The organism is Schwartzia succinivorans DSM 10502, assembly GCF_900129225.1.
Classification (GTDB): Bacteria; Bacillota; Negativicutes; order Selenomonadales; family Selenomonadaceae; genus Schwartzia; species Schwartzia succinivorans.
In genome coordinates this window covers 1-26,930 of the sequence record NZ_FQUG01000008.1, presented here as the reverse complement: position 1 = coordinate 26,930, position 26,930 = coordinate 1, and the positions used below count along the sequence as shown (strand labels likewise).

Below are 26,930 nucleotides of genomic sequence, written 5' to 3'. Positions count from 1 at the left end.
TTTTCGTGCGGGTGACGGAAAAAGTTATTGATACGTATTAGGATGATTGCTTTTAAGGGGATAAATGTATGAATATGAAAAAAATTGTGGGTTGTCTGCTGCTCGTGGTTTTGCTCCAGGGAAAGGGTTTCGCTGAGCCAATTCCTGTGCGTGGGATTGTCGAGGGCTTTTATGGACGTCCGTGGACACAGGAACAGCGTATTGACATGATAGAATTTTGTGGAACACATGGACTCAACTCATATATTTACGCACCGAAGGATGATCCATATCATAGGGAAAAATGGCGCGAACCATATCCAAAAGCGCAAATGAAAAAAATAGAGGCTCTTGTTCGGGTGTCGCGGGCGAATAATATTAAATTCATTTTTGCGATTTCGCCGGGATTGGATTTTTCATACAGCCTGCTGCATGGAGCGGCTGATCGGAAAAAGCTCCTGGAAAAAATGGAATCCGTTTATTCCATAGGTGTACGGGATTTTGCTGTATTTTTTGATGACATCGAAGAAAAGAACGGCACCGGGCAGGCAGAGCTTCTTCGCTGGCTTGAGGAGCATTTTGTAGCGGCACATGGAGATGTCTCTCATCTAATGACTGTGCCGACGGAATATTTTCTGTCGGATATGCAGAAAGCAGGAGAGATAAATGCATATACCAGGGATTTTGCAAAAGGATTGCCTAAAGAAGTGATATTGCTTTTTACCGGGGATGGAGTTGCAATAGGAGAACTGTCTGCGGAGACTGTTAATAGTGCAGCCCGTATTTATGGACGTAAGCCCGGTCTTTGGTGGAATTACCCGGTCAATGACTACATGCCGGAAAAACTTGCGCTTGGTCCCGTAGAAGTATTGCCAAAGGATTCCGGAATTCCGGCAATCTTTTTTAATCCTATGCCTGCGCCGGAGTTGTCGAAAATCGCTCTTGCTGCAGGAGCGGAGTATGCTATTGACCCGGACGGCTATAATCCGGAGACTGCATGGAAAAAGGCAATCATGGAGCAGTACGGTGCGCTATCGCCGCAGATGGAGCTTTTTGCTGCGCAGAGCCAGCACATGGAAAACAGCTGGGCGCGTATTGGACGTAATGATGATGATATGCTGCGTGCAGATATGAACGATTTCTGGAATGCGTGGTCAAAAGGCACTGATGCTGACATTTGCCTTGCCGGGCTTCGTGAAAAATTTGTGGCAATTAAAGAGGCGGCTGATATACTGCGAAAAAGGCTGCCGGATACGCAGCGCCGCGAATGCAAGGGCCATCTGAAACATTTGGCGCGTCTTGCCGCAGCTGACAGCCTTGCGCTCGATATGCTTGATGCGAGGCGGAAGGGCGATGAGAAAAATGCGAAAAAGATGGAAAGAAGACTTCGGGGAAAATTAAAAGAAATAATGGACAAGGAAGATAAAACAAAGCTCTCCGAATCAGTCTGCCGTGCTTTTATCGAGGAAGCTCTGCGGTACACGGAAAAAGATTCAAGTTAAACAGAACCCCCTGCCACAGCATTGCGGCAGGGGGTTCCTTGATATGGGGCTTATTCGTTTTCTGCGTACCAGAAGGGGCGGAGAAGGTGGAGCGCGCAGTTTTCACCGGGCTCGGGGCCTTTGTCTCTGCGGCTCTTCTGAACACGCATGAACTGGTCGCCAATCTTAATCTGATAATCGACAATTTCTCCGAGGAATGCTTTTCTCGTTACGACACCGTGGAGGCCTTCAGGGTCTTCCATTATTTTTACAACGAAAAAAAATGCGTCGCATTTATGGCATACTATTTTGCAACGAAAAAATTATCGTTGCATTTATGCTGCATTATTTTTATAATAATTTGTAGTGGAAGGAGGAAAAGTTAATGAGAGAGAGCAGAGCGTTAGAATTCAAATCCGATATAACCAGTACGTTTTTGAAAACGGTAAGCGCATTTGCTAATTATGGACAGGGAAAAATTCTCTTTGGAGTATCAGACAATGGCGAAAATCTAGGGGTTAAAAACCCTGATGAGGTTTGTCTGAACATAGAAAACAAAATCAATGACTCTATTTCACCAAAACCAAACTATAGCTTATCAGTAAACAGGCGAACGAAGGTAATTACCCTTGAAGTAGAAGAGGGGAAGTTTAAGCCATACCTTTATAAAGGAAAAGCATATAAAAGAAATGGCACAGCAACAGTAGAAGTAGATCAGATTGAGTTAAAGAGATTGACGCTGGAAGGCAGCAATCTTTATTTCGAATCGTTACCCTGCAAAGAAAAAAAGCTGACATTTAATTATTTGGAGCAGATATTACAAGAGAAACTTGGCGTCACGAAGATTACAGAAGATACCGTAAAAACATTAGGATTGATGCTGGAAAAGGATCAATATACGAATGCCGCAGCACTGATTTCAGATGAAAATTCGTTTCCGGGGATAGATATTGCCAGATTTGGAAATAGTATCAGTGAGATTCTTGACAGAGAAACAATAGCTGGAGTATCCATACTTGAGCAGTTTGAACAAGCGGTGAAAGTATATAAAAGGTATTATCAATATGAGCAAATTACCGGCATTACCCGGGAAACAGTTGAACTGATTCCCGAAGCGGCATTTCGTGAAGCAGTTGCAAATGCCATAGTTCACAGGACGTGGGATGTTAATGCCAATATTCGAATTTCTATGTTTGCGGACCATATAGATGTTTCTTCACCGGGGGGACTTCCAAATGGAATGACTGTGGAGGAGTATCTTAACGGAAGTATTTCTTCCTTGAGGAATCCGGTAATTGGGAATCTGTTTTTCAGATTACACTACATTGAAATGTTTGGAACAGGTATAAGAAGAATTCGGGAGACATACAAGGAATATAAGACTAAACCGACCTTTACTGTTACGGACAATTCAATTACTGTTTTCCTGCCTGTGAAAAAAAGTAATTTTTCAGTAACGGTTGATGAACAGGCTGTACTCGACCTGTTTGATAACGGAATGAGGTACAGCAGCAGCGAAATTGCTGAAAGGCTGTCATGGAGCAGGGATAAGGTAATAAGAGTTTTAAAGGTGCTTGTAGCCGGTAAACATATTCAGAAGATTGGAAAAGGACGAGGAACAAAATACTCAAAAATGTAAAGTAAATAAATATATGCCACAAACATAAAAATGGAGCTGCTCTTGGCAGCTCCATTTTTATGTTTACATGTATTATTCGTTTTCCGCGTACCAGAAGGGGCGGAGAAGGTGGAGCGCGCAGTTTTCACCGGGCTCGGGGCCTTTGTCTCTGCGGCTCTTCTGAACGCGCATGAACTGGTCGCCAATCTTAATCTGATAATCGACAATCTCTCCGAGGAATGCTTTTCTCGTTACGACACCGTGGAGACCTTCGGGGTCTTCCATGGTGGTGAAGTCGATTTCGGAAGGACGGCTTGCGAGAGAAAGGTCAGCTTCGCCAACAAGGCGTTCCGGAAGAGTGAAGCTCTGCGGGATATTGCCTTCGTGGTTCGGCAGTACGAGGCTTCCGTCGTTCTTCACCGACAGGAAGTTCGACAGACCGATGAAGCTGAATACGAATTTGTTCGCCGGGTTGTTATAGATGTTCAGCGGCGTATCAATCTGCTGTACCACACCCAGCTTCATTACGAGGATACGGTCCGAGAGGGCCATAGCCTCTGACTGGTCATGTGTTACGTAGATGATGGAAAATCCGTATTTCTGCTGCAGGTCCTTGATTTCGAAACGCATTTCCTCACGGAGATGCGGGTCAAGGCTGGAGAGCGGCTCGTCAAGGAGCATGACATCAGGATTGATTGCCAGCGCGCGGGCGAGAGCAACTCGCTGCTTACCGCCGCCGGAAAGGAAATCCGGGCTTTCGTCCTTTGCTTTGACAAGGTTCGTCGCTTTCAGCGCGTCCATAGTGCGCTGATCGATTTCCTTTTCATCCAGCTTACGGATGCGGAGAGGGAATGCGACATTTTCATATACGGAAAGGTGCGGCCATACTGCAAATGCCTGGAACACCATACCGAAGTTGCGCTTTTCGGGCGGAACATAGTGATTTTTCTTCGGGGAGGACAGCAGGCGGTCGCCTACCCATACCTCACCGTCGGAAAGGTCCTCGAAGCCGGCTACCATCCGGAGGGTCGTTGTCTTTCCACATCCGGAGGGACCGAGCATGGAGAAGCATTCGCCTTTTCCGATTTCGTAGTTGAGGTTGTCTACTGCAGTGACATCACCGAAGCGCTTGGTTACATTTACTAAACGTACGTATGACACTCTTTACACACCTGCCTTCTTCGAGAAATGGTTGATGATGAACTGGCCGATTACGATGATAATCAGCGCGATGGCTGCAAGTGCTGCCGAGATAACGGTTTCGCCATCCTCATTAAGAGTATAGATGGCAACACCGATTGTACGTGTCGTCGGTGCGTAGAGCATGATTGATACTGTCAGCTCACGGAGTGACGGCAGGAAGATTAGGAAGAAGGCTGCCAGCATACCGGGTTTTACCAGCGGCAGGACAATATCCTTCAGGGACTGCCACATGGTAGCACCGCAGGCACGGGAGGCTTCAACCAGAGAGTCATGCACCTGCTCCAGAGCCGCGGAGTTCGCCTTCAGGGAGAATGCCATATAGCGGGCTATGTATGCCAGCAGGATAATCCATACCGTGTTGTAGAAGTTGACACCGAACTGTCCGCTCCAGGCGAGGATAACACCGAGGGCGATAACGGAGCCCGGGACGGAGAACGGAAGCATTCCGAGGAATTCGAGGATGCCTTTGCCGCGAACCTTCATTTTTACGATAACGTAGGAAATCATGACACCGGCAAACATTGTGATGATGGCGGCGGTGAAGCCCAGCGTTACGCTGTTTACGATAGCATCGCGTGTTACGGCATACTCGAACAGGATGAACTTGAAGTTATCCAGCGACAGGTTCTCCGGCGAGAAGGAAAGACCGTAGGTCTTGAGGCTTCCCACAAGGAATATGACTACCGTAGGCAGGAGAATCGTGAATCCGATGTAGAGGAAGCAGAAAATCATCATCGGCATACGGAGACCACGGAGCTTGAGCTCCATAGGACGGAAGCTCTTGCCGCCGATAATCTGGTAATGACCGGAGCCGAGGATTTTCCTCTGAGCCCAGATGATGAGTGCTGCAGAGATTACGAGCACTGTCGCGAGAACCGTACCTGTACGGATGGCATCGAAGGAGCCGCCGCTCTGGTGGATACGCTCGTATATGAGTGTCGGTATGTTGTATATACCGTTTTCAATACCCAGGACAGCAACAGTACCGAAGTGTGCCATTGAGTACAGCATGATGAGCAGCGCACCGGAAAGGATGGACGGAAGAACGAGAGGAATTGTGATTTTTCTTGTGATTGTGAAAAGTCCTGCGCCTGAAATGCGGGCAGATTCCTCAAGTGTCGGGTCCATGCGCTCAAGAGCACCGCAGACCTGAATGAATACGAAGGGGAAGAGGTACATGACCTCAACAAGACTGATGCCCAGATAGCTGTAAATGTTGAAAACCGGTCCCGTAAAGCCGAGATGCTGCATAAAGAACTGGTTGATGAATCCGGCGTTAGGGGAGAGAAGCATTTTCCATGCCATAGCACCGATAAAGGACGGCAGCATGAATGGCACAAGGAACATCGCCTTCATAAATTTCTTGTGTGGCAGGTCCGTGCGTGTTACGAGCCATGCAAAGAAGGTACCTACAATGGTACTTCCGATTGTAGACATAGCCGCGATGATAAGAGAATTTTTTAGTGCCTGATATGTCGCGGGCTGCTGCAAAATCATAATCGCGCCGTCGAAGTTGAAATGGTCTTCAACCCAGAACGCGTTGAACAGAATCAGAAGCACCGGGAATGCGACGACGACAACGAGAACGGCTATGGACAGGAACAGAATGAGCTGTGCCACGCCGAAGGAGCTTTTTGTTTTTACCTGACTCATTCGTTACGCACTCCTTTCAAGGTTTCTTTTTCGAACCAGTGCAGAGAGAGGAACTGGACGTTTATGGTATCGCCTGCTTTCAGTATCAGGTCGCGGGCGATTGCGTGATGTGTCTCAAGGCTTGTGCGGAGGAAGGCTCCGTCGATTTCAATGAGATAGTCCATCATGGCCCCGAGGAAGTTTGCACGGCGTACAATGCCGTGAAGTCCTTTGTCCTCACGGGAAATTGTTACATCAGACGGGCGGAAGGCTGCGACCCAGTCCACAGCTTCACCTTCAGGCTTTTCATCCCAGGGCATTGGCTGGGTGCCTGTGCCTACGAAGAAGTTCGTGCCGTCGCGGCGAACATCAATGAAGTTTGCGATACCCATGAAGTTGAATACGAAGGGGTTCGCAGGCTGCTCGAAGATTTCCCACGGGGTGCCTATCTGCTGGATTACGCCGTTTTCGTCCATGATTGCGACACGGTCGGAGATGGCAAGACCGATTTCCTGGTCGTGTGTGACGTAAAGGACAGTGACGCCCAGCTTCCTCTGAAGCTCTTTGATTTCAAAACGCATTTCCTCACGGAGATTTGCGTCAAGGTTTGACAGAGGTTCATCGAGAAGCATAAGGGAGGGCTTGCCGACGAGGGCGCGGGCGAGAGCGACACGCTGCTGCTGGCCGCCTGAAAGCTCGGAGGGATAACGTTTGTCGAGTCCCTTCATGCCTACGATATCTACCATTTCCATGACACGCTGCTGAATTTCGTCCTTTGGAACATTTGCGATTTTCAGAGGATAAGCGATGTTTTCAAATACCGTCATGTGCGGCCAGACCGCATAGTCCTGGAAAACAACGCCGAGACCGCGGTTTTCGGGAGGGACGTCGATTCCCTCTTCCATGTCGTTGACAGGGATGTCATCAATAAAGATTTTGCCTGTTTCCGGCGATTCGAAGCCGGCGATAAGACGAAGCAGTACCGTTTTGCCGCAGCCCGAGGGACCGAGCAGTGTGAAGCATTCGCCTTTTTTTATGGAAAGCGTCAGGTCATTGAGCACCGGATGATCCGGATACCCCTTTGTTATGCCCTCCATGCGGATGATGTCCATAAGAGGCCTCCTTAATGAAAACGACGGGGCGATTTCCCGCCCCGTCGTCTTTTTTCTGCGGAATCACGCAAGGGTTATTTCTTGATGATTTCCGTGAATTTCTGAATCGTAGCTTCCTTCTGCGGGAGGATTTCCGTGTAAACGACCTTGATGCCGTTCTTCATAGCGTCCTCCGGTTTCGGAAGGTTGTGCTTCGGATTTTGCTTAACATCTGTGCGGACAGGAACCGTACCAGCGTCAGCAACCTTCTGCTGTGCTTCCTGGCTCAGCAGGTAATCAACAAATTTCTTTGCGGCATCGAGGTTCTTGGAGCCTTTGAAGATAGCAACCGGACTCGGAACCATGATGAGCTCTTTCGGGTATACCATCTGGAGATGTGCGCCCTTTGCAATCTTGTTGTTTGTGATGTAGTCAACTGCGAGGCATGCGGAGAGCTCGCCGGAGGACGTATCATCGACAACCTGGCCGGAGCCTTTGCCAATGCGTGTGCCGTTGGCAGCCAGACGGTTGAAGTAATCCCAGCCGAACTGATGCTCAAGGAGAGCAACGCTCATGTAGGATGTGCCGGAGAGAGCCGGGTCAGCGATACCGAATGCTTTGTTGTATTCAGGCTTCGTTGCGAGGTCTTCCCAAGCTGTCGGGAATTCTTTGATCTTGTCCGTGTTGACTGCGATACCGAGAGTACCGAGACGTGCTGCCGTGAAGGAGCCGTCGTAATCATCAAACGGATTCAGGATTTCCTTGAGATTGGAAGGCTTGTAGACTTCAAGGATGCCTTCCTTCTTCATCATGTAGAAGTCAGGAACCTCAGAGGTCCAGATGACATCTGCGAGGATGTGGCCGCTCTGACGCTCTGCGGCAATCTTAGCCATAAGCTTGCCTGCGCCTGCGGACTGATAGTCAACCTCGATGCCCGGATTCTTTTTCTTGAATCCTTCAACGATGCCGCTGATCAGCGACTCCTTCATGGATGTGTAGATGACGAGCTTGTTGCCTTTTGCGGCACCGCCATCCTTTGACTCCTGCTTCGGTCCGCCGCCGCAGCCAGTCAAGAGTGCAGTCGAAAGTGCCATGACCGCAATGAGAAATAATACGAGACCCTTTTTCATACGCTCACTCCTTCGGTGAAATGGTTTGCCTGAAAGGGAAAGCTTCCCTTTTCAGACTATTCTTATTTGACTAAAATTATAGTGAAGCCGTTTTTCGATGTCAATGGGAAAATCCTTTTTGATGATGAAAAATAAATTTCGTATGTAATTTTGGGATTTAGTATAGAAATGATTAAAAAGTACCTATATAATATACGTATGATAATTTAGGGATGAATTATCATGTATATGAATGCATTGGAGCAGGAAGGAAGAGAACCGTGAGGAAGTACCCGTTTAACATAAAAACCGCAGCGGTTCTTTTTTTTCTGCTCTTTTTTACTGCGTCGGCGGTGTCGGCGGGCGAGCTTCCTGAGCTTAGAATAGGTGTTACCTGTGCACCCGGCGCATTTGAAGATGACGGACGGGGCGTCTACAGCGGAATCCTGTACAGTCATATCGAGGGCTTGGCGATATACGCGGAGTTTTCACCTGTTTATGTAACCGGGACACTTGATGAAAATATGCAGAGGCTTGCTGACGGAGAAATTGACATGACTATTGTGGCAAAGCGCGACAGCGAGGCCGATGACGGTTTTCTGCGCACTGTGCGCTCCATAATGAGAATGCCGTGTAACCTCTATTTTTCCGAGGATATAGGAGTGCATCCGCGAATCGGTTATTGCACTAAGTTTCACAATGAAGAAATTCTGAAAAAGACATTGTATGAGCATGCCGCTTACGCGGATACTGATTATATTCCGGTGGCATTTGATTCACTTGACGAGCTTATTAAGGCGTGGGAAATCGGAAGCATTGAGGGCATTGCCGTCAGCGGATTTGAATATCTGCCTGAGGAGGAAGCACGCTGCAGTCTCTTTTTGGAGAATTTTTATCTTGCAATGCCTGCCGGAAAGGAAGAGCTTAAAACCCGGATTATTCAGGCTATGGAGAAGATACGTTCACTGGGACCGGAAAAAATGTGGGGGGCTACGCCCGAAAACAGAAATTTCGGAGGCCAGCCGCTTTTCCTTCAGCGTGATGAGAAGGAATATCTAAAAAACCATCCGGTAATCCGCGTGTCTGTTTATGCAGGTCAGGCACCTTACGCGTACATGGCAGGGGATGAGGTTCATGGAATTTACCCTGATTATTTTAAGCGGGCAGGACTTGACCTGGGCGTGGAATTCAGAATGATTCCGGCAAAGACCTATTCCGAGTCTATGGAAATGGTCCATGACGGAAGGGCGGATATGGTCGCCAGCGTTTATTCGGATCCCGCATGGGCGAAGGAAAATGATATGTGGTTTACCTTTCCGTATATGGATGCTTCCTATACCGGAATAATAAGGAGAGACAGGGGCGTTACGAAAAATCCCCGCGTTGCTGCGGTTCGAGGTGTTTTTTTTACAAAGCAGTATATTGAAAAGAATTTCCCGAAGGAGCAGATTGTATACTACGGTACGGACAGGGATGCCATTGAGGCTGTAAGAAGCGGACTTGTTGATATGTGTTACGCAAAAATTCTTTTGGCACAGCTTCTTTTGACACAGCCTGAATATGCTGTCCTTTATTCCACGGGGCAGAGCGTAATGCTGCAGGATGTTGCAATGGGTGTCTGCCGAAGAACGGATCCGATTCTCGTCCGTATTCTTAATAAGGAAATTTCACATATCGGCACAGGGGCTACTCAGGCACTTATTGATGAGTCTGCCCTTGCCATTACACCGGAGCACAGCTGGCGTACCTTTGTTTATTATTATCCCATAAGGACGCTTACGGCAGTTATACTTTTTTCGTCCTTCATCATAGGCGTCGTTGTGTATATCTACAGACAGCGTCAGAAAAATTACGAGCGGCTTCAGTATGCTGCTTACCGCCATTCCAAAAGCGGACTTTACAACCTGAGGTGGTTCGAGGAAAATCTGCCGCTGCTTATTGAAGAAAACAGGGAAGCCAGGGAAGACGGCAGACTATATATAATGCTCAACAACGTCTGTCATTTTGATAGACTCATGGCAGTATGCTCAAGGCATGAGGCCGCGGTGCTGCAGAAGGAAATTCTGGCTTCCATGCACGCGCATTATCCGTGGTTTTACAGATACGCAACCCCCGGTACGCTTAACCAGAGCTATGTTTTCTGCGTTTTCTCGGACAGGACACAGCTTCAGCGGATTCTTGCGGAATTTGAGTCGGACATTCATGTCAAAAGCACTTTGTTCCCGGTCAGCATGCAGTATAACGTGGGCATTGTACAGGTGCCGCCGACGGGAGAGATCTCCGCGCTCGAGCTTATACAGCAGGTGGAAATTGCCCAGGCGGAGGCTGATGAATCCGGCGCTCTCTACTGCATTTATGATGAAAATCTGATGGCAAAGCGTGCAAGACATCAGCAGATTGAATCAATGTTCCGTAAATCCCTTGAAGCAGGAGAGTTTGAGGTATGGTATCAGCCTAAATATGACCTGTACACAAACGAGGCTGCGGGAGCGGAGGCACTGGTGCGCTGGAACAGCAGCGCGATGGGAGAGGTACAGCCGGCAGGCTTTGTTCCTGTGCTGGAGCGTACAAGTCTCATACTGGAGCTTGATTATTACGTTCTTGAAAAAACGATGCGTTACCTTAAAGGAAGGATAGATGCAGGTCTTCCGGTTGTTCCTGTCTCCGTCAATCAGTCAGGAAAGCATGTTGCTGAGACGGGATATCTTGACAGGATGCGGCAGCTTGCTGAGAAAATACCATTGCCAAAGGGACTTATTGAGCTTGAAATCACAGAGACCGCTTTCGTTGATTATGAGACACAGGCAGCCAGAGAGGATGCTGTGCACATAGCGAGGGAGCTTCGCAGCATGGGCTACAGGCTTGCCATGGATGATTTCTGCACCGGATATTCCTCCATTGCTATGCTGCAGACACTTCCGATGGATACGATAAAGATTGACCGTGCTGTGCTTCTGGCAGCCGAAAAGGACAGCAAGGGACTTACCATCCTTCGCGGCGTTATTGATTTCGGACGTCGTCTTGGAATGACTGTTCTTTGCGAGGGTATTGAGACGAGGGAGCAGGAGCAGATGCTGCGTGAAAACGGCTGCATGCTTGGCCAGGGCTTCCTTTATGCCGAGCCGATGGATGAAGAACAGTTTTCGGATTTTCTTGTCAGAAAGGCTGTAAACTAAACCGCATATTGAAATTAATTTACCGCTGATGCAAAACGCGTCAGCGGTTTTTTCTTTGCGCAGTTAGGTGAAAATTAAAAGAAGAAAAAATTTTTTATAACAATAAAAATAAGAAGGATAATTCATGATAGTGTCGAAATATAGTATATAAACTCGTACATAATAAAAACATATACAATTTTCTTCCTGCAATGGAAGGGGAGAGGGAGGAGTTTTTATGGGATTATTTAACAACCTGAGAGTCGCGTTCAAGATTTTGATTCTTGCTGTAATCGCGGCAATTGCGCTGGCAGTGGTCGGACATGGAGGATATTCCACTATACAGAGCGCCCAGCAGAAGATTGACGTCATGTACAATCAGCGTCTTAAAAACGGCTATAACGCAGGTCAGATGAAGTATTTAATGCGTGATATGCAGTCCCGCGCGGCGCTTTCCATGAGTGCAACGACACCCGAGCGTTTCGCTGATTTGAAAAAAGACATGGACGAGGTAGACAAGAATTACCTCGCAACATGGGAAGATTACAAGAGCCGTTTGGCACCGGGGTCCAATATGGCTTCCATCGAAGAGATGAAGACTGTATGGCTTAAGTTCTCCGGTACTATGAGAGAGATTCTTGCCCTTAATGAAAAGGGTGACCGCGAAGGCGCTCAGAAGCTCTACTCCACAAAGGGCAGCCAGGATACAACCGCTATCCGTAAGGTGCTTGAAGCAAAGCAGACGGCGGTAATGACAAACTCCGAGAAGATGTACCAGAATAACGTGGAGGAATCCGCGGCAGCATCCCGCAACATGCTTATCGAGTGTGCCATTGCACTCATTGTTCTGGTAGCTGCAAGCATCCTGATTGCGCGTGAGATTACAAGCCCGTTGAATGAAATCATGGACAGCTGCAAGAAACTCAGCGAGGGCGATTTCCGTGAAACAACTCACGAAGTAACACGCGGCGATGAGTTCGGTGACATGGAAACATCCTTCATGGCTATGCGCGCAAGTCTTAACAAGCTGATGCGTCAGATCAGAAATTCTTCCGAGCAGATTGCCGCTTCCTCTGAAGAGCTTACTGCAAGCTCCTCGCAGTCGGCACAGGCATCGGAGCAGTCGGCACAGGCGGTTACCCGTGCTGCAGGCGCTGTAGCACAGCAGCAGATAGGTGTCGCATCCAGTGCTGAGTCCATCAACAAGGTATCCGATTCCATCGAGGGCCTGCGTGCGGAAGCTGAAAAGATTTCCGATCAGGCATGTGCTGCATTTGATAAGGCAACGGCAGGAAGCAATGCAATCATTTCCGCTGTTGATCAGATTAAGAGCGTTGAAAAGACTGTCGGCGAGTCGGCAGGTATTGTTGATAAGCTTGGTGAGCGTTCTCAGGAAATCGGTACAATCGTTGAGACGATTTCCGGTATCGCAGGTCAGACAAACCTCCTTGCACTTAACGCGGCGATTGAGGCTGCCCGTGCAGGTGAGCATGGCCGCGGCTTCGCTGTAGTTGCTGAAGAGGTAAGAAAGCTGGCTGAGCAGTCTCAGACAGCGGCTCAGCAGATTGCAGAGCTCATCGGCTCCATTCAGGACGATACAACCAGCGCCGTAGCGTCCATGCGTGAAGGAACAAAGGCTGTATCCGTAGGTGCACAGGCAGTTGAAGGACTGCGCGCAACCTTTGATGAAATCCGTGACAATGTCGATATGGTTACGGGTGAGGTTTCCGAAATGAGCTCCTCGATTCAGAGTGTCGCACAGGATGCCCAGAACATCACCACGCAGATCAGCGAGATTGATGAACAGGGAACGAAGGTTTCCGACGAGATGCAGAATGTTTCCGCTATCGCAGAGGAGCAGTCCGCGTCGGCAGGAGAAATTGCTTCCGCCAGCGGTTCACTGGCAGAGCTTGCTCAGGGACTGCAGAATTCCCTGCAGAGCTTCCGCTTCTAAGCAAACATCAGTCATTGCCAATCCCCCGGTCATTGTGCCGGGGGATTTTTTTGTTAAAAACTGTGTTATAAAATATGCATTATATGCAGGAAAAAATGGAAGCGGCGGCGAATAACTTTAAGATAGGGGGGAGGTGCGGTTTTTGGAAGCGAATCAGGAAGAAAAGGAAGCATGGCTTACATCGGCGGACACTTTCTTTTTGACAGGCGATTTCAAGGGAATGCGCGCCTGTGCCCGTGAAATTCTTTCACATAATCTGGATGATTTGGACGGACTTGCGCTATTGGCGCAGGCTTCATACTATATAGGCGACGAAGAGACAGCGGAGCGGCTGGTAAAAAGAGTATCCGCATCAGACCCGTATAACTGGCGTATTCTTCTTACGGCGGCGGAGCTTGCCGTGGGGAATTTTGAGCTGAGGGCGGCGGTGCCGCTTCTGAACAGGCTGTGGCGGCTCGGTGAAGTGGCGGAGGGAGAAATTCCTTCCTATAAATATACGATTCTTGAACGGGCAGGACGGCTTCTGACGGATACCTGCTATCTTCTCGGCCGTGCGAAGGAAGCCTCTGATATATGCATGGCAGTCAGCGCACTGGTAAAGGATAAGGATGCCAAGGCAGACCTCTACAGCAAGGCACTTTTCCTGATGAATTATCAGGCTCAGGATAAACGCCATATCGCCCTGAGAGAGGGATACAACGCATTCTTCGGAATACGGGTAAAATTCCCCCACACAAGGCCTGAGGGAGTGCAGAAGAGAAAGCTTCGGATAGGCTATCTCTCACCTGATTTTCGTGAGCATGCCGTGGCGAATTTTTTGACGCCTTTCCTTCGGGATTACTCCAAGCTGGAGTTTTCCGTTTTCTGTTATCATCTCGGACGCAAGGATGATGTGACAAAGCGCTTTCATCGCTTTGCGGCGGCGTGGCGCGATGTGGAAGGGCTTTCACCGAAGGAAGTCGCCCAGCAGATTTATCATGACCGCGTGGATATACTGGTGGACTTTTCGGGACATTCCCAGGGCTCGGCGCTTCCTGTGCTGACATATCGTCCTGCGCCTGTACAGATGGTGGCAATCGGTGATGTGAATTCCAGCGGCCTTCGCGAGGCGGATTATTTTCTTTCCGATTATATATGTCAGCCACCCGGGGAAGCGGTGCTTGGATTTACGGAAAAAATCGCCCGCGTTCCCTACTGCCATCTCTGTTATTCGCCGGATATAGTGCATGAGCTTCCGCCTGTTGCAGAGGAGCCGCCTGCCAAGCGCAACGGGTACGTAACCTTTGGCAGCTTCAATAATTTTGCAAAGGTCACCCGTGAGACGCTGCTTTTGTGGCGCGGAGTCCTTGAAGCTGTTCCTGATTCGAGGTTTATTATAAAGGGGAAGATTGCAAGCATTCCTGATGGTATCGAGGAAGCGAAAAGCCGTCTTGCGGATATCGGTATCAACACTGAACGTGTTGAATTCCGTCCCTACAGTCCCGACTATCTTGAGCAGTATCGGGATGTGGACATAGCTCTCGATACAACGCCCTTTAACGGAGGACTTACCACCTGTGAGGCGCTGATAATGGGCGTACCGGTTATCACCAGAAAGGGAATTACCCACGGCTCGCGGTATGGAGCGACTATCCTGGAAAACGCGGGACTTCCTGAGCTGGTGGCAAAAAGTGATGTTGATTATGTGCGGAAAGCAGTGCAGATAGCCAACTCGATGGAGATCCTTGAGAAGTTCCATTCAGGCCTTCGGGCGGTTGTGAAAAAATCACGGCTTATGGACGGAATTCCCTATATGAAGGATATAGAGGACCTTTATCGCCATATCTGGAAAGACTATTGCACTTTTTCGTAAATTCACATATAATGAGATTTGATATTATTGCTTCATGAAAGGGGATGAGCGTTTTGGACTTGGATATGAGTATAGCTGCTATGAGTGTAGGAATGCATCAGGCTCAGGTACAGCAGAACCTTGGTGTGGCTGTGCTGAAGGAAGCGATGGATTCATCCGAGCAGGGTCTGGAAACCATGTTATCCAGTATGACCGAAAGCCTCGATCCTAATCTGGGGACAATGATAGATGTGCTTGCCTGATAGGCAGCAGGACCGTTCTACACAATGTGAGGGGATTATTTCATGGCTTTCGAAGACAAAACGTTAACGTGCAAAGACTGTGGCAAGGAGTTCATCTTCAGCGCAGGCGAACAGGAATTTTACGCGGAAAAAGGCTTTGAGAATGAGCCAGTCCGCTGCCGCGACTGCCGCGATAAGCGCCGTCGTACCCGTGAGGGTGGAGAGCAGACACAGCGCCAGATGTTTACTGTAGTATGCGCTGACTGCGGACGCGAGACAGAGGTTCCGTTCGAGCCGAAGGATGATCGTCCGGTATACTGCCGCGACTGCTTCAACAAACGCAGAGGGCACTGACGATATAATAAAGGCTGTGAAGCCCGGTTTGCTCCGGGCTTTTCTTGTTTGCAGTAATGGGGGCAACCTCAAAAATTTACTGGGAGAGTGGTTTTTAATGAAGAAGTTCATGTTGATCTGCATGGCAATTCTTTCGCTGGCTGTATTTGCTGCAGGCTGCGGCGGAGATTCGGCCAAGAAGGACAGCGGTGCAAAGCAGGGTTCCGAGAAGGTTCTCCGTGTAGGTACAAACGCGGATTTTGCTCCGTTTGAATTCCAGAACGTAAACGGCAAAGAGTATGAGGGCTTTGATATGGACCTCATCCGTGCAGTCGCAAAAGAGATGGGCTATAAGGCTGAAATCCAGAACGTCAATTTCGACGGTCTGATTCCTGCTATGGAGTCCGGCAATCTTGATGTCATCATTTCCGGTATGACAATCAATGACGAGCGTAAGCAGAAGGTCAACTTCTCCGACCCGTATTACAAATCCGGTCTTACGATTATCGTCAAGAAGGATAACAAGGAAATCAACAAGTTCGCTGACCTCAAGGGCAAAAAGGTCGCTGTTCAGATTGGAACGACCAGCGCAAAGGAATGCCGCAAGATTGAAGGCATCGAAGTCAAAGAGTTCAACAGCTCCGCAGACACATTCCTTGAACTCAAGGCAGGCGGCGTTGATGCTGTTGTAAATGACCGTCCGGTCAACGACTACTACATCAAGAAGAGCGGTGTTACGGATGTCCGTGCACTTGATGATCTCCTGACCTCTGAGGACTATGGTATCGCAATGTCCAAGAAGGATGCAGAGATGCAGAAGAAGGTCAACGAGGCTCTTAAGAAGCTCCATGAAAACGGAGAGTATGACAAAATCTTCGCTAAATGGTTCGGTACAACAACGAAATAAGAATTGCGTTAATAAATCCTGTCGGAATAAAATCCGGCAGGATTTTTTTGCTGCGCATAGAAATATATACCCATGAACATTTGGAGAAAATATTATTTGATATGAAAGGTTGTGACATGATGCGTAAAGAGCATGATTTTCTCGGAGAAATGGAAGTACCTGATGAGGTCTATTACGGAGTGCAGACAGTACGTGCAATGGAAAACTTCCATATAACGGGAGAAGAGGTAGATAAGGAATTTATACAGGCCGTTGTAATGGTAAAAAAAGCGGCGGCGCTCGCAAATATGGATACGGGGCGTATGAAGCCCGAGATAGGAAATGCGCTGGTGGCTGCTGCGGATGAGATACTCAGCGGAGCACTTCTTGACCAGTTCCCTGTTGACCCGATTCAGGGCGGCGCGGGAACGTCGGTGAACATGAATGTCAACGAAGTGCTGACCAACCGTGCCCTTGAGCTTACCGGGCATAAAAAAGGCGAGTATCAGTTCATTTCGCCTAACAATCACGCAAATATGGCACAGTCCACCAACGATGTTTTTCCGACGGCAATCAAGGTTTGTATGCGTTACAAGGCGAAGAAGCTCATCGAAGCGCTGAAGCGCCTTGCGGTAGAGCTTGACAAAAAGGCTGTTGAGTTTAAGGACGTTGTAAAAATGGGACGTACACATCTGCAGGATGCTATTCCTATTACAGTCGGTCAGGAAATGGCGTCCTACGCTTCTGCTGTACGCCGCGGAATCCGCCGTATTCAGGGAGCATCAGCCAGCAACCTTCTCGTAATGAACATGGGCGGCACGGCAATCGGTACGGGCCTTAACGCGGAGCCTGAATATATCGAGCGTGTACGCATACGTCTCAGTGAGGTAACGGGAGAGGAATACCACACGGCTGAAAACCTTACTGATGCCACGAACAACACGGATTTGTTCGCGGATATGGCGGCAGCAACAAAGGTTACGGCGCTGGTGCTCATCAAAATGGCAAACGATTTCCGTCTTATGGCATCAGGACCGTGCTGCGGTCTTGGTGAACTGAAGCTTCCAATGCGTCAGCCGGGTTCCTCCATCATGCCGGGCAAGGTGAATCCTGTCATCGCCGAGGTTCTTGACCAGGCGTGCTATCAGGTAATCGCCTGCGACCTTGCTGTTACCTTCGGCGTTGAGAACGGACAGTTTGAGCTCAATGTAATGGAGCCTGTCATTTCCTATAACATGTTCCTTTCAATGCGCTGCCTCACCAATGCCATCAATACCTTTGTAGACAACCTGCTTGTAAATCTCGAGGTTAATGAGGAACGCTGCCGTGAGCTCGTGGAGCACAGCGTAGGAATCATAACGGCACTCATGCCTCATATCGGATATGAGAACTGCTCGGCGCTTGCAAAAGAAGCGTACGAGACAGGCCGTCCTGTCCGTGACCTGGTGCTTGAGCACGAATATCTCACGGCAGACCAGCTCGACCATATTCTCCTGCCGCGGGAAATGACCACACCGGGCATCGCAGGCGCAGCGTACCATGAGTACAGAAACAGCCTCGCGCATTTGAAAAAGGATTAAATAATTTGAATGAAAGGGGCTGTGTTTTTTCACAGCCCCTCGTTAATATAATGAAAATTTAACATTACACATAAAATATAAGGAAATATCACCAAATAAAGTAAAACTGTTGACATGACAGTACCGACAGTGTATATTATTCTCAATTTATCGTGTCTAAATGCAGAAAGGAAGGCGGTGTAGATGACGCAATCTTCAGATGATAAGTATATCAGCATAGACGAAGCCGCCGAATACATCGGGATAAAAACTGTTACGTTACGAACATGGATAAAGAACAAGCCGGACATTCCGGCGCACCGTGTAGGAAAGTTATGGAAATTCAAGCGTTCGGAACTGGACGAGTGGATAGCCAGCGGCAAAAGTGCCATAGACTGACAGCAACGGGCATAACAAGGTTGCCGCATTTTCGGTATGCCTTGCAAATTAAGGTAACCACAAGGGGAATTGATTTATGAACAAACAGCAATTGGCATCAACCATTTGGGAGTCTGCAAATCAAATGCGATCCAAAATCGAGGCCAATGAGTACAAGGATTTTATTTTAGGCTTCATTTTCTACAAATACCTGTCCGACAAGGAAGTGCGTTTCTTTGCCGATAAAGGAATGTCTGAAGATGAGATGGAAACGCTTTCAGAGTCCAACAAGAAACAGGTGGGGTATGCCCAGCGTAATTTGGGTTATTTCATCGCCTACGAGAATTTGTTCTCCACTTGGATTGGAGCAAACAAGGACGATGATGAGAGCAAGAAGAAAACTACTTTTGATGTTTCCAATGTCCGGCAGGCACTGTCCGCCTTCGACCGTCTGATCGGAAAATCCCACAAAAAGCTTTTCAAGGATATATTCAAAACCCTTCAGACCGGTTTGTCTAAACTTGGAGAGAGTGCAACTGCGCAGACAAAAGCCATAAATAAACTCCTGAAGCTCATAGAGAAAATTCCCATGGACGGCAAGCAGGATTATGATGTGTTGGGCTTTATCTATGAGTACCTCATCAGTATGTTTGCCGCCAATGCCGGGAAAAAGGCAGGCGAGTTCTACACCCCCCATGAAGTGTCGCTCCTTATGTCTGAGATTGTGGCATGGCATTTGTCCGGCAGAAAAGAAATTTGCATCTACGACCCCACTTCCGGGTCGGGATCGCTCCTTATAAACATCGGCAACTCCGTCACGAAGTTCATGGACAGCAACAAAGTGCAATATTATGCCCAGGAACTCAAGGAAAATACTTACAACCTCACCCGTATGAACCTCGTTATGCGCGGTATCGAGCCGCGCAATATCAACGTGCGTAACGGCGATACCTTGGAGGATGACTGGCCTTTCTTTGAGGATGATGACCCAGACAAATATACTCTGGTGCGGGTAGATGCCGTGGTCTCCAATCCTCCCTACTCTCAAAAGTGGGATAACAAGGATAAGAAACACAATCCGCGCTTCGTTGGCTACGGTGTTGCACCCAAAGGGAAGGCAGATTTTGCCTTTTTGCTGCATGACCTCTACCATCTGGAGGAAGACGGTATTATGGCCATTGTTCTCCCCCACGGTGTGCTGACTCGCGGCAATGAGGAAGGGGAAATCCGCCGCAATCTCATCGAGAAAAATAACATTGATGCCATCATCGGATTGCCGGCCAATATTTTCTTTGGCACAAGCATCGCCACCATTATTATGGTGTTGAAACGCAAGCGCGAGGAAACGGATGTCCTTATCATTGACGCATCCAAGGGATTTGAAAAAGCCGACAAAAACAACAGGCTGCGGGCATCGGATATCAAGCGTATTGTCGATACCATCAAAAACAGAGCCGAAATCCCTCGTTTCTCTCGTCGCGTGCCCAAGGAAGAAATCAAGGCCAACGATTACAATTTGAACATCCCTCGCTACGTATCCTCAGCGGAGCCGACAGAGCCTTGGGATGTACACTCCATTATGTTCGGCGGCGTTCCCAAAAGCGAACTCGATACCCTCGATGATTATTGGAAGGCTTTGCCGGGGCTTAGAGAATCCATCTTCCGTGATATTTCCGACCGGTACGTTGAACCAGTAAGCGAGGATATCGAAACGCAGGCATTGTCCCATGATTCCGTACATCGCTATAAGGCGGATTATAAGGATAAATTCGCAGGCTTCCATGAAAGCCTGAAAAACGACCTGATTGAAAACGGGAGGCGCATCGAGCTTCCCCGAGAGGAAGGGAAAATCTGCGATGATATTTTCGGACGGCTGACAGATGTAAAAGTCATTGACCGCTACCGGGTCTATCAAATTTTAAGTGATGCATGGCAGAGCATACATACCGACTTGGAAATGATACAGACGGAAGGATTCTCCACTGTCATGTTGGTTGACCCCAACATGGTGCTGAAGCAAAACAGCGAAGGGGAAAAGGTGGAAGTACAAAAGGGCTGGCGAGGACATATTCTCCCCTTTGACCTCGTACAAAGGGAACTTTTGCCGGAGGATTTGGATGCGCTAAATGCCAAGGAAATGGAACTTGGCGAAGTGTCGGCAATTTACGATGAAGTCCTTGAATCCATGACGGAGGAAGAAAAAAGCGGTTCTATTTTAAATGATGCCAATACAGCCTTTGTTCCCAAAGAAGTCAAGGTTGTAGTAGATGAAATCCTCTCGGAGATAGAAACGGAAGAAACCCGCGCTCTTGCAGAGTATCTTACCATCAGCAAAAAGAAGGACAAGCTCGCCTACATCGAAGAAACGACAGCTGTCAACTGGGATGCTATGACGAAGGCTGCAAGTGGTGTGTACAACAAGCGCGAGGTCTTGAACCGTATCGACTCCATCAAGCTGACCTATGATTTCCCGGAGGACAGCTTTGAATACAAGATGCTCCGTGTGCAAAAGGCCATAGATATGGAATCCAATCTGAAAGCTGAGATTCGCGCCATGAAGAACGCACTGCATCTAAAGACCAAGGAAACTATAGAAAATCTTGACGATGATGAAGCTAAGATGCTTTTGGAGAAAAAGTGGATTATTCCCTTGGTGACGGATATCCTCGCCATGCCGGACATCATTGTGGGGGAACTTATCGAGAAGATAAACGCCATGATTGAAAAATACAAGGTGACTTTTGCCGAAGTGGAAGAACGGCGCACATCTTCCGAGAAAACCATCGCCGATATGACCAAGGGACTGCGAGGGAGCGAGTTCGATATGGCAGGTTTGAAAGAATTTCAGCGGCTTTTGGAGGAATGACAATGGAAAAGAAAAAAGTCCCTGAGATTCGGTTGGAGGGATTTGAGGGAGAGTGGGAAAGTTGTGAACTGAAAGAGATTGCGACCTTTTCAAAAGGAACGGGATATTCAAAGTCAGACTTAGTTTCTGCAGGTAATCCAATCATTCTCTATGGACGTATGTATACAAATCATGAAACTATCATTTCCAATGTCGATACATTTGCTGTGCCAAAGAAAAATTCGGTATATAGCCGTGGTGGGGAAGTTATTGTTCCCGCTTCAGGCGAATCGGCGGAAGATATATCGGTAGCATCGGTTGTAAAAAATCCAGATATCTTATTAGGAGGGGATTTGAACATCATAACTCCTAATAAAAATATCGACCCTGCATTTTTAGCATTGGTTATTTCCTATGGGAAAGCTCACGATGATATGGCAAAAATGGCACATGGTAAAACTGTTGTACATTTGCATAATGATGATTTAGAGCAGGTGCAGTTTATACATCCACAATATGATGAGCAGCGGGCAATTACCAATTATATCGGTTCGATTGATACCACTATAAAATGCCAACAAGAACGTCACATCAAACTCCTCGTCCTAAAAAATTCCCTCCTGCAAAAGATGTTTCCGCAGGAGGGAGAGAGCGTCCCTCGGATTCGATTTGAGGGGTTTGAGGGAGAGTGGGAGCGTGTAAAATTTGGTGACATTGTAACACTGTTCGAGGATAAAGTTGAAACGCCTACCGATGGTTATTTTCGCTTAGGTATACGCAGTTGGGCAAAAGGGACTTTTCACACTTATGTATCGGCTGGTGAGGAATTGTCTACGGCTCAGATGCACCGTGTTTCTGCTGACAAATTTATCGTTAATATAACTTTTGCATGGGAACATGCCGTTGCTATAACTGATGAAAATGACGCAGGAAAACTCGTGTCACATAGATTCCCACAATTTAGCTTTCAGAATGATAACAGACCGAAGTTTTTTAGATACATTATTTCCGGAGAACAGTTTAGACAGCATCTTGCATTGTCCTCTCCCGGTGGAGCTGGCAGAAACAGGGTGCTTGATATAAACGAAATGCTTCGATATGAGTTGCGAATACCACAGCCCAACGAGCAACAAAAAATAGCAGATTACTTTGATAACCTCGATACCCTCATCGAAGCCCAAGAGCAAAAAATAACGAAACTACAGCAAATGAAATCGGCTTTGTTTCAAAAAATGTTTGTTTAAGGAGGCGGCAATATGACCTTTCGCACAGAAAAGGAATTCGAGGATGCCGTTATCAAACTCCTCATTGACCGGGGATGGAAACAGGGAATCATCGAATACCCTACGGAAGATGAACTTATAAAAAATTGGGCGGATATTCTCTTTCAAAACAACCGCCAGATTGACAGCTTGAATGACTGCCCCTTGACGGACAGCGAGATGCAGCAGCTTATGGAGCAGATATACGCTCTCAGAACCCCATGGCGGTTAAACGACTTCATCAACGGGAAAAGTGTGTCCATTCGCCGGGACAATCCTGATGACACACTTCACTATGGCAAAGAAGTCAGCCTGAAAATTTATGACCCCAATGAAATCGCCAATGGGGAGAGCAGCTATAAAATTGCCCGCCAGCCGAAGTTTAAGACTGCACCTGTCCTGAATGACCGTCGGGGCGACCTCATGCTTTTAATCAACGGTATGCCCGTTATCCATATCGAACTCAAGCGTAGCGATGTCCCCGTAAGTCAAGCCTATAACCAAATCGAGAAATATGCCCACGAGGGCGTGTTCACCGGGTTTTTCTCCCTCGTGCAGGTTTTTGTGGCCATGACGCCGGATGAGACTGTCTATTTTGCTAATCCGGGACCCGATGAGCCATTTAACAAGGCGTTTTATTTTCATTGGGCGAACGAGGACAATATTCCCTTTACCAACTGGAAGGACGTAGTTTCAAGACTGCTCAACATTCCCATGGCGCATACGCTCATCGGTTTTTACACCATAGCCGATGAAAAAGATAATACTCTAAAGGTTATGCGCAGTTACCAATATTACGCCGCCGACAAAATTGCCGAGAAGGTAAAGCATAAGGACTGGCGTGATCTCAATCCCTTGGGAGGATATGTCTGGCATACCACCGGCTCCGGCAAAACTCTCACCAGCTTCAAAGCGGCGCAGCTCATTGACAGTTTCCAGGATGCCGACAAGGTGATTTTTTTGGTGGACAGGCGCGCTCTCGGCAAGCAGGCTCTCGATGATTATAATGACTTTTCCGGCAATCGCACGATTGTTCACGGCACGGAGGACGGTACTGTCCTGATGGCCAAGCTGAAGAGCAACAGCCGGGATGATTCGCTGATTGTGACCTCCATACAGAAACTCAGCAACATCACCAAGGACAACGAAAATATCAAGACCGCTGACCTCAATAAAATCGTCGCCAAGAAAATCGTCATTATCATCGATGAAGCCCATCGCTCCACCTTCGGGGAAATGCTCACAAACATCAAGGACACCTTTAAGTATGCCATTATTTTTGGCTTTACCGGTACGCCGATTCAGGATGTAAACGAAAAGAAGGGCAATACTACAACCACGATCTTCGGCGATGAAATCCATCGCTATACCCTTGCCGATGGGATTCGGGACAAAAATGTGTTAGGCTTTGACCCCTACATGGTCATGACTTATCGTGATGCCGATTTAAGAAAGGCGGTAGCACTATACAAAGCCAAAGCAAACACAGTGGAGGAGGTTTTGGCTGATAAGCGAAAAGCGAAGGTCTATCATCGCTACATGAACAAAACCGAAGTGCCTATGCTGGGATTCCAAAAAGGTACACGCTACATAAAAGGCATCGAGGAACTTGTGCCAAATGCCCAATACACGAGACGGGAACATAAGGCAGCCGTTCTCGAAGATATCGCCAGAAACTGGGAGGTTTTGAGTCAGGCAGGGAAGTTCCACGCTATCTTTGCAACCACCAATATCCCAGAGGCGGTAGAATATTATCGCATGGCAAAAGATTGTCTTAAAGGACTTCATATAACGGCGGTTTTTGACCCAAACATCGATAATGAAGGTGGAGGCTCTTTGGAGAAAGAAGATGGCATCGTAGAAATCTTGGAAGATTACAAAGCTATGTTCGATGTAGAGTTCTCCATCCCCTCTTACGATAAATTCCGCGAGGATGTACAGCTACGTTTAGCACATAAAAAGCCGTATAATTATATCGAAAAAAAGGATCAGATTAACCTCCTGATTGTAGTCAATCAAATGCTCACTGGATATGATTCTAAATGGATAAATACTCTTTACATGGATAAGGTGATGGACTACGAAAACCTGATACAGGCTTTTTCCAGAACCAATCGCTTATTCGGGCCAGATAAACCTTTCGGCACGATTCGCTATTACCGCAGACCGCATCTCATGCAGCGCAATATCGAAGAGGCTGTAAAAGCCTATTCCGGAAATATTCCCAAGGGGCTATTTGTGGATAAACTGCCGGACAATCTGGAAAACATGAATCGCATCTTTGCGGATATTCGGGAATTGTTCGAGGTTGCCGGTGTTCAGGATTTTAGTGAGCTACCGCATGAAAAATCCGACTGCAAAAAATTCGCTAAATGGTTCGCAGATTTCAACACCTATTTGGAGGCGGCATCCATTCAAGGTTTCCATTGGGATCAGAATGAATATGTTTTTGATGAATTAAAGGACGAGCGAACCATTGTCCTTGGCTTTACCCATGAGGAGTATCTGACACTTGCCAGACGATACAAGGAACTGGTAAGTGGCGGAGGTGGCGGAGGACAGGACGATGTTCCTTTTGATATTGATACCCATTTGACGGAAATCAATACGGATGCCATTGATACCGACTATATGAATACACGCTTCAAAAAATACTTGCACATTGTGATGGATGATGGTGCTGACGCCGAGCAAAAGGAAAAGATGCTGAAAATCCTGCATAAATCCTTTGCCATGCTGGGACGTGACGATCAGGAATATGCCAAATTGTTCCTTCAAGATATACAGGACGGAAAAGTGAAAGTAACCGAGGACAAGACCTTTCGTGACTACATCAGTTTATATAAGGAAGCGGAGGAAAGCAATCGTATAAAGCGAGTTGTGCATAGGCTTGGCTGTAATGAAGAGCAGCTCCGTGACCTCCTGCATCGCAAAGTCACCGAAACAACAATTGATGACTTCGGAAGGTTCGAGGATTTGGTAAAATCTGTTGATTTGGGCAAGGCAAGACGTTTTTTTACCAGAGTTGAAAGAAGCGAGCTCAAAGAAGTAGATTTGAGAATGCACATCGATGAATATCTACGTATGTTCCTTTTGAATGAAGGTTATGATAGATATGACGAAGTGCACGAGGATTTTGCACCTTATGGTAGCGAAAAAAATTCTACAAAAGCTGAAGGAACAGTTTCAGGCAACGGCGGTGACTCAAATCCACCTGACGATATAAATGACAAGAAGAAAACCACAAAAGTTAAAGCAAAAAAATTGGCAAAATGGTGCGAAGAAAGTCCTGCACTGTCTGCACTTATGAAATCAGGTGCATATGCTTGCATCGAAGATCGAGTTTGTCCGTTTGATAAGAAATACGCCAAGAAAGACCCAGACGGAAATTGGCATCTTACCGATTATGCAAAAGATGAAGAAAACGAGGATAAATGCTTCTTGCAGTTCTATGAGGATGATGAGGGGAAACTTCACTATATAAAATTGCCGGCTGACCAAGCTGACAAAACATTTCACTATGTTGACGAAATCAATGAAGATATTTTAAAGCATTACAGTTTGGTCAGTGAAATAAGCGAAAGAATGCTTGATGAGATTTATCGCTTGGATTTTGGGCCTTCGCTCAGAGAATTGATGAGTCGCAGAATTTGCGGTTGCAGCACAGATCTTCTGCGAAGTACTACAGGTCTCGACAATCGGACGATATCCAATATGCAAAAGGGGAGCAATCTTAATACTTTGAATGTGGTTTCTGCGTGTTTGGGCATCCATGTTCCCTTTCCCGTCAGCACAGCTCTCTTGGATAGGGCTAACATATCCATTAATCCTACAGCATCGCAGGACAACAACATCTACAATCAACTGCTGACAATTAGATGGGCATCGGATTATGATGATATCGTTAAAGACCTCGAGGCAGATGGGAAGGATAGCCTTATAAAGAATCCACACAAGAAGAAAAACAAGTAGGCCAAACAGAAAACTCCATAACTACCATAGGTAATTACCGAAGATGTTTGTACTAAATATCTTCGGTTTATTTATTGGTAGCCGAATAGGCGATATTAAACCACCAGCTATGCTGGTGGTAAGTAAAAATTTCTTTTAGTAAAAAACCTCCTATGCTACAATCTGCGTGGTCTGGCAACCGCGGAGAAAAAGTATAGGAGGTTTTGTCGATGAACGACGTGAAAAGTTTATCACATAGCAAATGGCGTTGCAAATATCATATTGTTTTTGCACCAAAGTATCGTAGACAGGCAATTTATCGCCAGTTAAAACAAGATGTAGGAAAAATCTTGAGAGATTTGTGTGAACGCAAAAAGGTTAAAATTATTGAGGCAGAATGTTGCCCAGATCATATCCATAT

Annotated in this window: 19 protein-coding genes; 14 read left to right on the top strand and 5 right to left on the bottom strand. The window is 47.3% G+C overall.

Translation table 11 applies throughout. From position 1 onward, the window contains the following. Positions 1-68: 68 nt before the first annotated feature. Complete coding sequence (locus BUA83_RS09865) at positions 69-1,481, top strand: protein O-GlcNAcase (protein ID WP_072936102.1); 1,413 nt, start codon at positions 69-71, stop codon at positions 1,479-1,481. Positions 1,482-1,531: 50 nt separating this feature from the next. Here the strand turns inward: BUA83_RS09865 and BUA83_RS09860 are convergent, their stop codons facing one another. Then, entirely contained in the window at positions 1,532-1,723 is a 192-nt protein-coding gene (locus tag BUA83_RS09860) for a TOBE domain-containing protein (RefSeq protein WP_072936100.1), read from the bottom strand. 122 nt (positions 1,724-1,845) lie between these two features. On the opposite strand from BUA83_RS09860, the gene BUA83_RS09855 reads away from it, so the two are divergent. Beyond that, positions 1,846-3,099: an ATP-binding protein gene (locus BUA83_RS09855; RefSeq protein ID WP_072936099.1), complete on the top strand. Its 1,254-nt coding sequence runs from the start codon at positions 1,846-1,848 to the stop codon at positions 3,097-3,099. A 72-nt stretch (positions 3,100-3,171) separates the two neighbouring features. Here the strand turns inward: BUA83_RS09855 and BUA83_RS09850 are convergent, their stop codons facing one another. The 4 genes from BUA83_RS09850 to BUA83_RS09835 form a co-directional block, all read right to left on the bottom strand. Continuing rightward, the gene (locus tag BUA83_RS09850) at positions 3,172-4,239 is read right to left on the bottom strand and encodes an ABC transporter ATP-binding protein (RefSeq protein ID WP_072936097.1); all 1,068 of its coding nucleotides are present in this window, start codon (positions 4,237-4,239) and stop codon (positions 3,172-3,174) included. A gap of 3 nt (positions 4,240-4,242) precedes the next feature. Continuing rightward, positions 4,243-5,934 carry an ABC transporter permease gene (locus BUA83_RS09845; protein ID WP_072936096.1) on the bottom strand — a complete coding sequence of 564 codons (1,692 nt, stop codon included), beginning with the start codon at positions 5,932-5,934 and terminating at the stop codon, positions 4,243-4,245. Next, positions 5,931-7,025 (bottom strand): ABC transporter ATP-binding protein, encoded by a 1,095-nt coding sequence (locus tag BUA83_RS09840; RefSeq protein ID WP_072936095.1) that lies wholly within the window; start codon positions 7,023-7,025, stop codon positions 5,931-5,933. The genes BUA83_RS09845 and BUA83_RS09840 overlap by 4 nt, the downstream gene beginning before the upstream one ends. 74 nt (positions 7,026-7,099) lie before the next feature. Further along, on the bottom strand, positions 7,100-8,134 hold the full coding sequence (locus BUA83_RS09835) for an ABC transporter substrate-binding protein (RefSeq protein WP_072936093.1): 1,035 nt from the start codon (positions 8,132-8,134) through the stop codon (positions 7,100-7,102). A gap of 260 nt (positions 8,135-8,394) precedes the next feature. Between BUA83_RS09835 and BUA83_RS09830 the strand changes: the two genes are divergently transcribed. The 12 genes from BUA83_RS09830 to tnpA form a co-directional block, all read left to right on the top strand. Continuing rightward, the gene (locus tag BUA83_RS09830; RefSeq protein ID WP_072936092.1) at positions 8,395-11,289 is read left to right on the top strand and encodes an EAL domain-containing protein; all 2,895 of its coding nucleotides are present in this window, start codon (positions 8,395-8,397) and stop codon (positions 11,287-11,289) included. A 217-nt stretch (positions 11,290-11,506) separates the two neighbouring features. Next, positions 11,507-13,222, top strand: coding sequence for a methyl-accepting chemotaxis protein (locus tag BUA83_RS09825; protein WP_072936091.1), 1,716 nt, complete (start codon positions 11,507-11,509; stop codon positions 13,220-13,222). Positions 13,223-13,364: 142 nt separating this feature from the next. After that, positions 13,365-15,074, top strand: a complete 1,710-nt coding sequence (locus BUA83_RS09820; RefSeq protein ID WP_094756587.1) for an O-linked N-acetylglucosamine transferase, SPINDLY family protein — start codon at positions 13,365-13,367, stop codon at positions 15,072-15,074. A 53-nt stretch (positions 15,075-15,127) separates the two neighbouring features. After that, positions 15,128-15,316, top strand: a complete 189-nt coding sequence (locus BUA83_RS09815) for a YjfB family protein (protein ID WP_072936088.1) — start codon at positions 15,128-15,130, stop codon at positions 15,314-15,316. A gap of 42 nt (positions 15,317-15,358) precedes the next feature. Then, positions 15,359-15,649: a zinc-ribbon domain containing protein gene (locus BUA83_RS09810; RefSeq protein WP_072936086.1), complete on the top strand. Its 291-nt coding sequence runs from the start codon at positions 15,359-15,361 to the stop codon at positions 15,647-15,649. 97 nt (positions 15,650-15,746) lie between these two features. Beyond that, entirely contained in the window at positions 15,747-16,535 is a 789-nt protein-coding gene (locus BUA83_RS09805; protein WP_072936085.1) for a basic amino acid ABC transporter substrate-binding protein, read from the top strand. A 119-nt stretch (positions 16,536-16,654) separates the two neighbouring features. After that, positions 16,655-18,094, top strand: coding sequence for an aspartate ammonia-lyase (locus tag BUA83_RS09800; RefSeq protein WP_072936189.1), 1,440 nt, complete (start codon positions 16,655-16,657; stop codon positions 18,092-18,094). Between the two features lie 183 nt (positions 18,095-18,277). After that, positions 18,278-18,472 carry a helix-turn-helix domain-containing protein gene (locus BUA83_RS09795; RefSeq protein WP_072936084.1) on the top strand — a complete coding sequence of 65 codons (195 nt, stop codon included), beginning with the start codon at positions 18,278-18,280 and terminating at the stop codon, positions 18,470-18,472. Between the two features lie 76 nt (positions 18,473-18,548). Then, entirely contained in the window at positions 18,549-21,317 is a 2,769-nt protein-coding gene (locus BUA83_RS09790) for a type I restriction-modification system subunit M (protein WP_072936083.1), read from the top strand. Between the two features lie 2 nt (positions 21,318-21,319). Next, complete coding sequence (locus BUA83_RS09785) at positions 21,320-22,540, top strand: restriction endonuclease subunit S (protein WP_072936081.1); 1,221 nt, start codon at positions 21,320-21,322, stop codon at positions 22,538-22,540. A gap of 12 nt (positions 22,541-22,552) precedes the next feature. Further along, entirely contained in the window at positions 22,553-26,530 is a 3,978-nt protein-coding gene (locus tag BUA83_RS09780; protein ID WP_072936080.1) for a type I restriction endonuclease subunit R, read from the top strand. A 209-nt stretch (positions 26,531-26,739) separates the two neighbouring features. Continuing rightward, a partial coding sequence (tnpA, locus tag BUA83_RS09775) for an IS200/IS605 family transposase (protein ID WP_144340532.1) occupies positions 26,740-26,930 on the top strand: 191 nt, incomplete at its 3' end.

Bases quoted from the DNA above. Each gene is read 5' to 3' on its own strand.
- BUA83_RS09780 (WP_072936080.1), top strand. From the start codon at position 22,553: ATGACCTTTCGCACAGAAAAGGAATTCGAGGATGCCGTTATCAAACTC.
- BUA83_RS09805 (WP_072936085.1), top strand. From the start codon at position 15,747: ATGAAGAAGTTCATGTTGATCTGCATGGCAATTCTTTCGCTGGCTGTA.
- BUA83_RS09795 (WP_072936084.1), top strand. From the start codon at position 18,278: ATGACGCAATCTTCAGATGATAAGTATATCAGCATAGACGAAGCCGCC.
- BUA83_RS09855 (WP_072936099.1), top strand. From the start codon at position 1,846: ATGAGAGAGAGCAGAGCGTTAGAATTCAAATCCGATATAACCAGTACG.
- BUA83_RS09790 (WP_072936083.1), top strand. From the start codon at position 18,549: ATGAACAAACAGCAATTGGCATCAACCATTTGGGAGTCTGCAAATCAA.
- BUA83_RS09840 (WP_072936095.1), bottom strand. From the start codon at position 7,025: ATGGACATCATCCGCATGGAGGGCATAACAAAGGGGTATCCGGATCAT.
- BUA83_RS09865 (WP_072936102.1), top strand. From the start codon at position 69: ATGAATATGAAAAAAATTGTGGGTTGTCTGCTGCTCGTGGTTTTGCTC.
- BUA83_RS09785 (WP_072936081.1), top strand. From the start codon at position 21,320: ATGGAAAAGAAAAAAGTCCCTGAGATTCGGTTGGAGGGATTTGAGGGA.
- BUA83_RS09825 (WP_072936091.1), top strand. From the start codon at position 11,507: ATGGGATTATTTAACAACCTGAGAGTCGCGTTCAAGATTTTGATTCTT.
- BUA83_RS09845 (WP_072936096.1), bottom strand. From the start codon at position 5,934: ATGAGTCAGGTAAAAACAAAAAGCTCCTTCGGCGTGGCACAGCTCATT.
- BUA83_RS09810 (WP_072936086.1), top strand. From the start codon at position 15,359: ATGGCTTTCGAAGACAAAACGTTAACGTGCAAAGACTGTGGCAAGGAG.
- BUA83_RS09800 (WP_072936189.1), top strand. From the start codon at position 16,655: ATGCGTAAAGAGCATGATTTTCTCGGAGAAATGGAAGTACCTGATGAG.
- BUA83_RS09835 (WP_072936093.1), bottom strand. From the start codon at position 8,134: ATGAAAAAGGGTCTCGTATTATTTCTCATTGCGGTCATGGCACTTTCG.
- BUA83_RS09860 (WP_072936100.1), bottom strand. From the start codon at position 1,723: ATGGAAGACCCTGAAGGCCTCCACGGTGTCGTAACGAGAAAAGCATTC.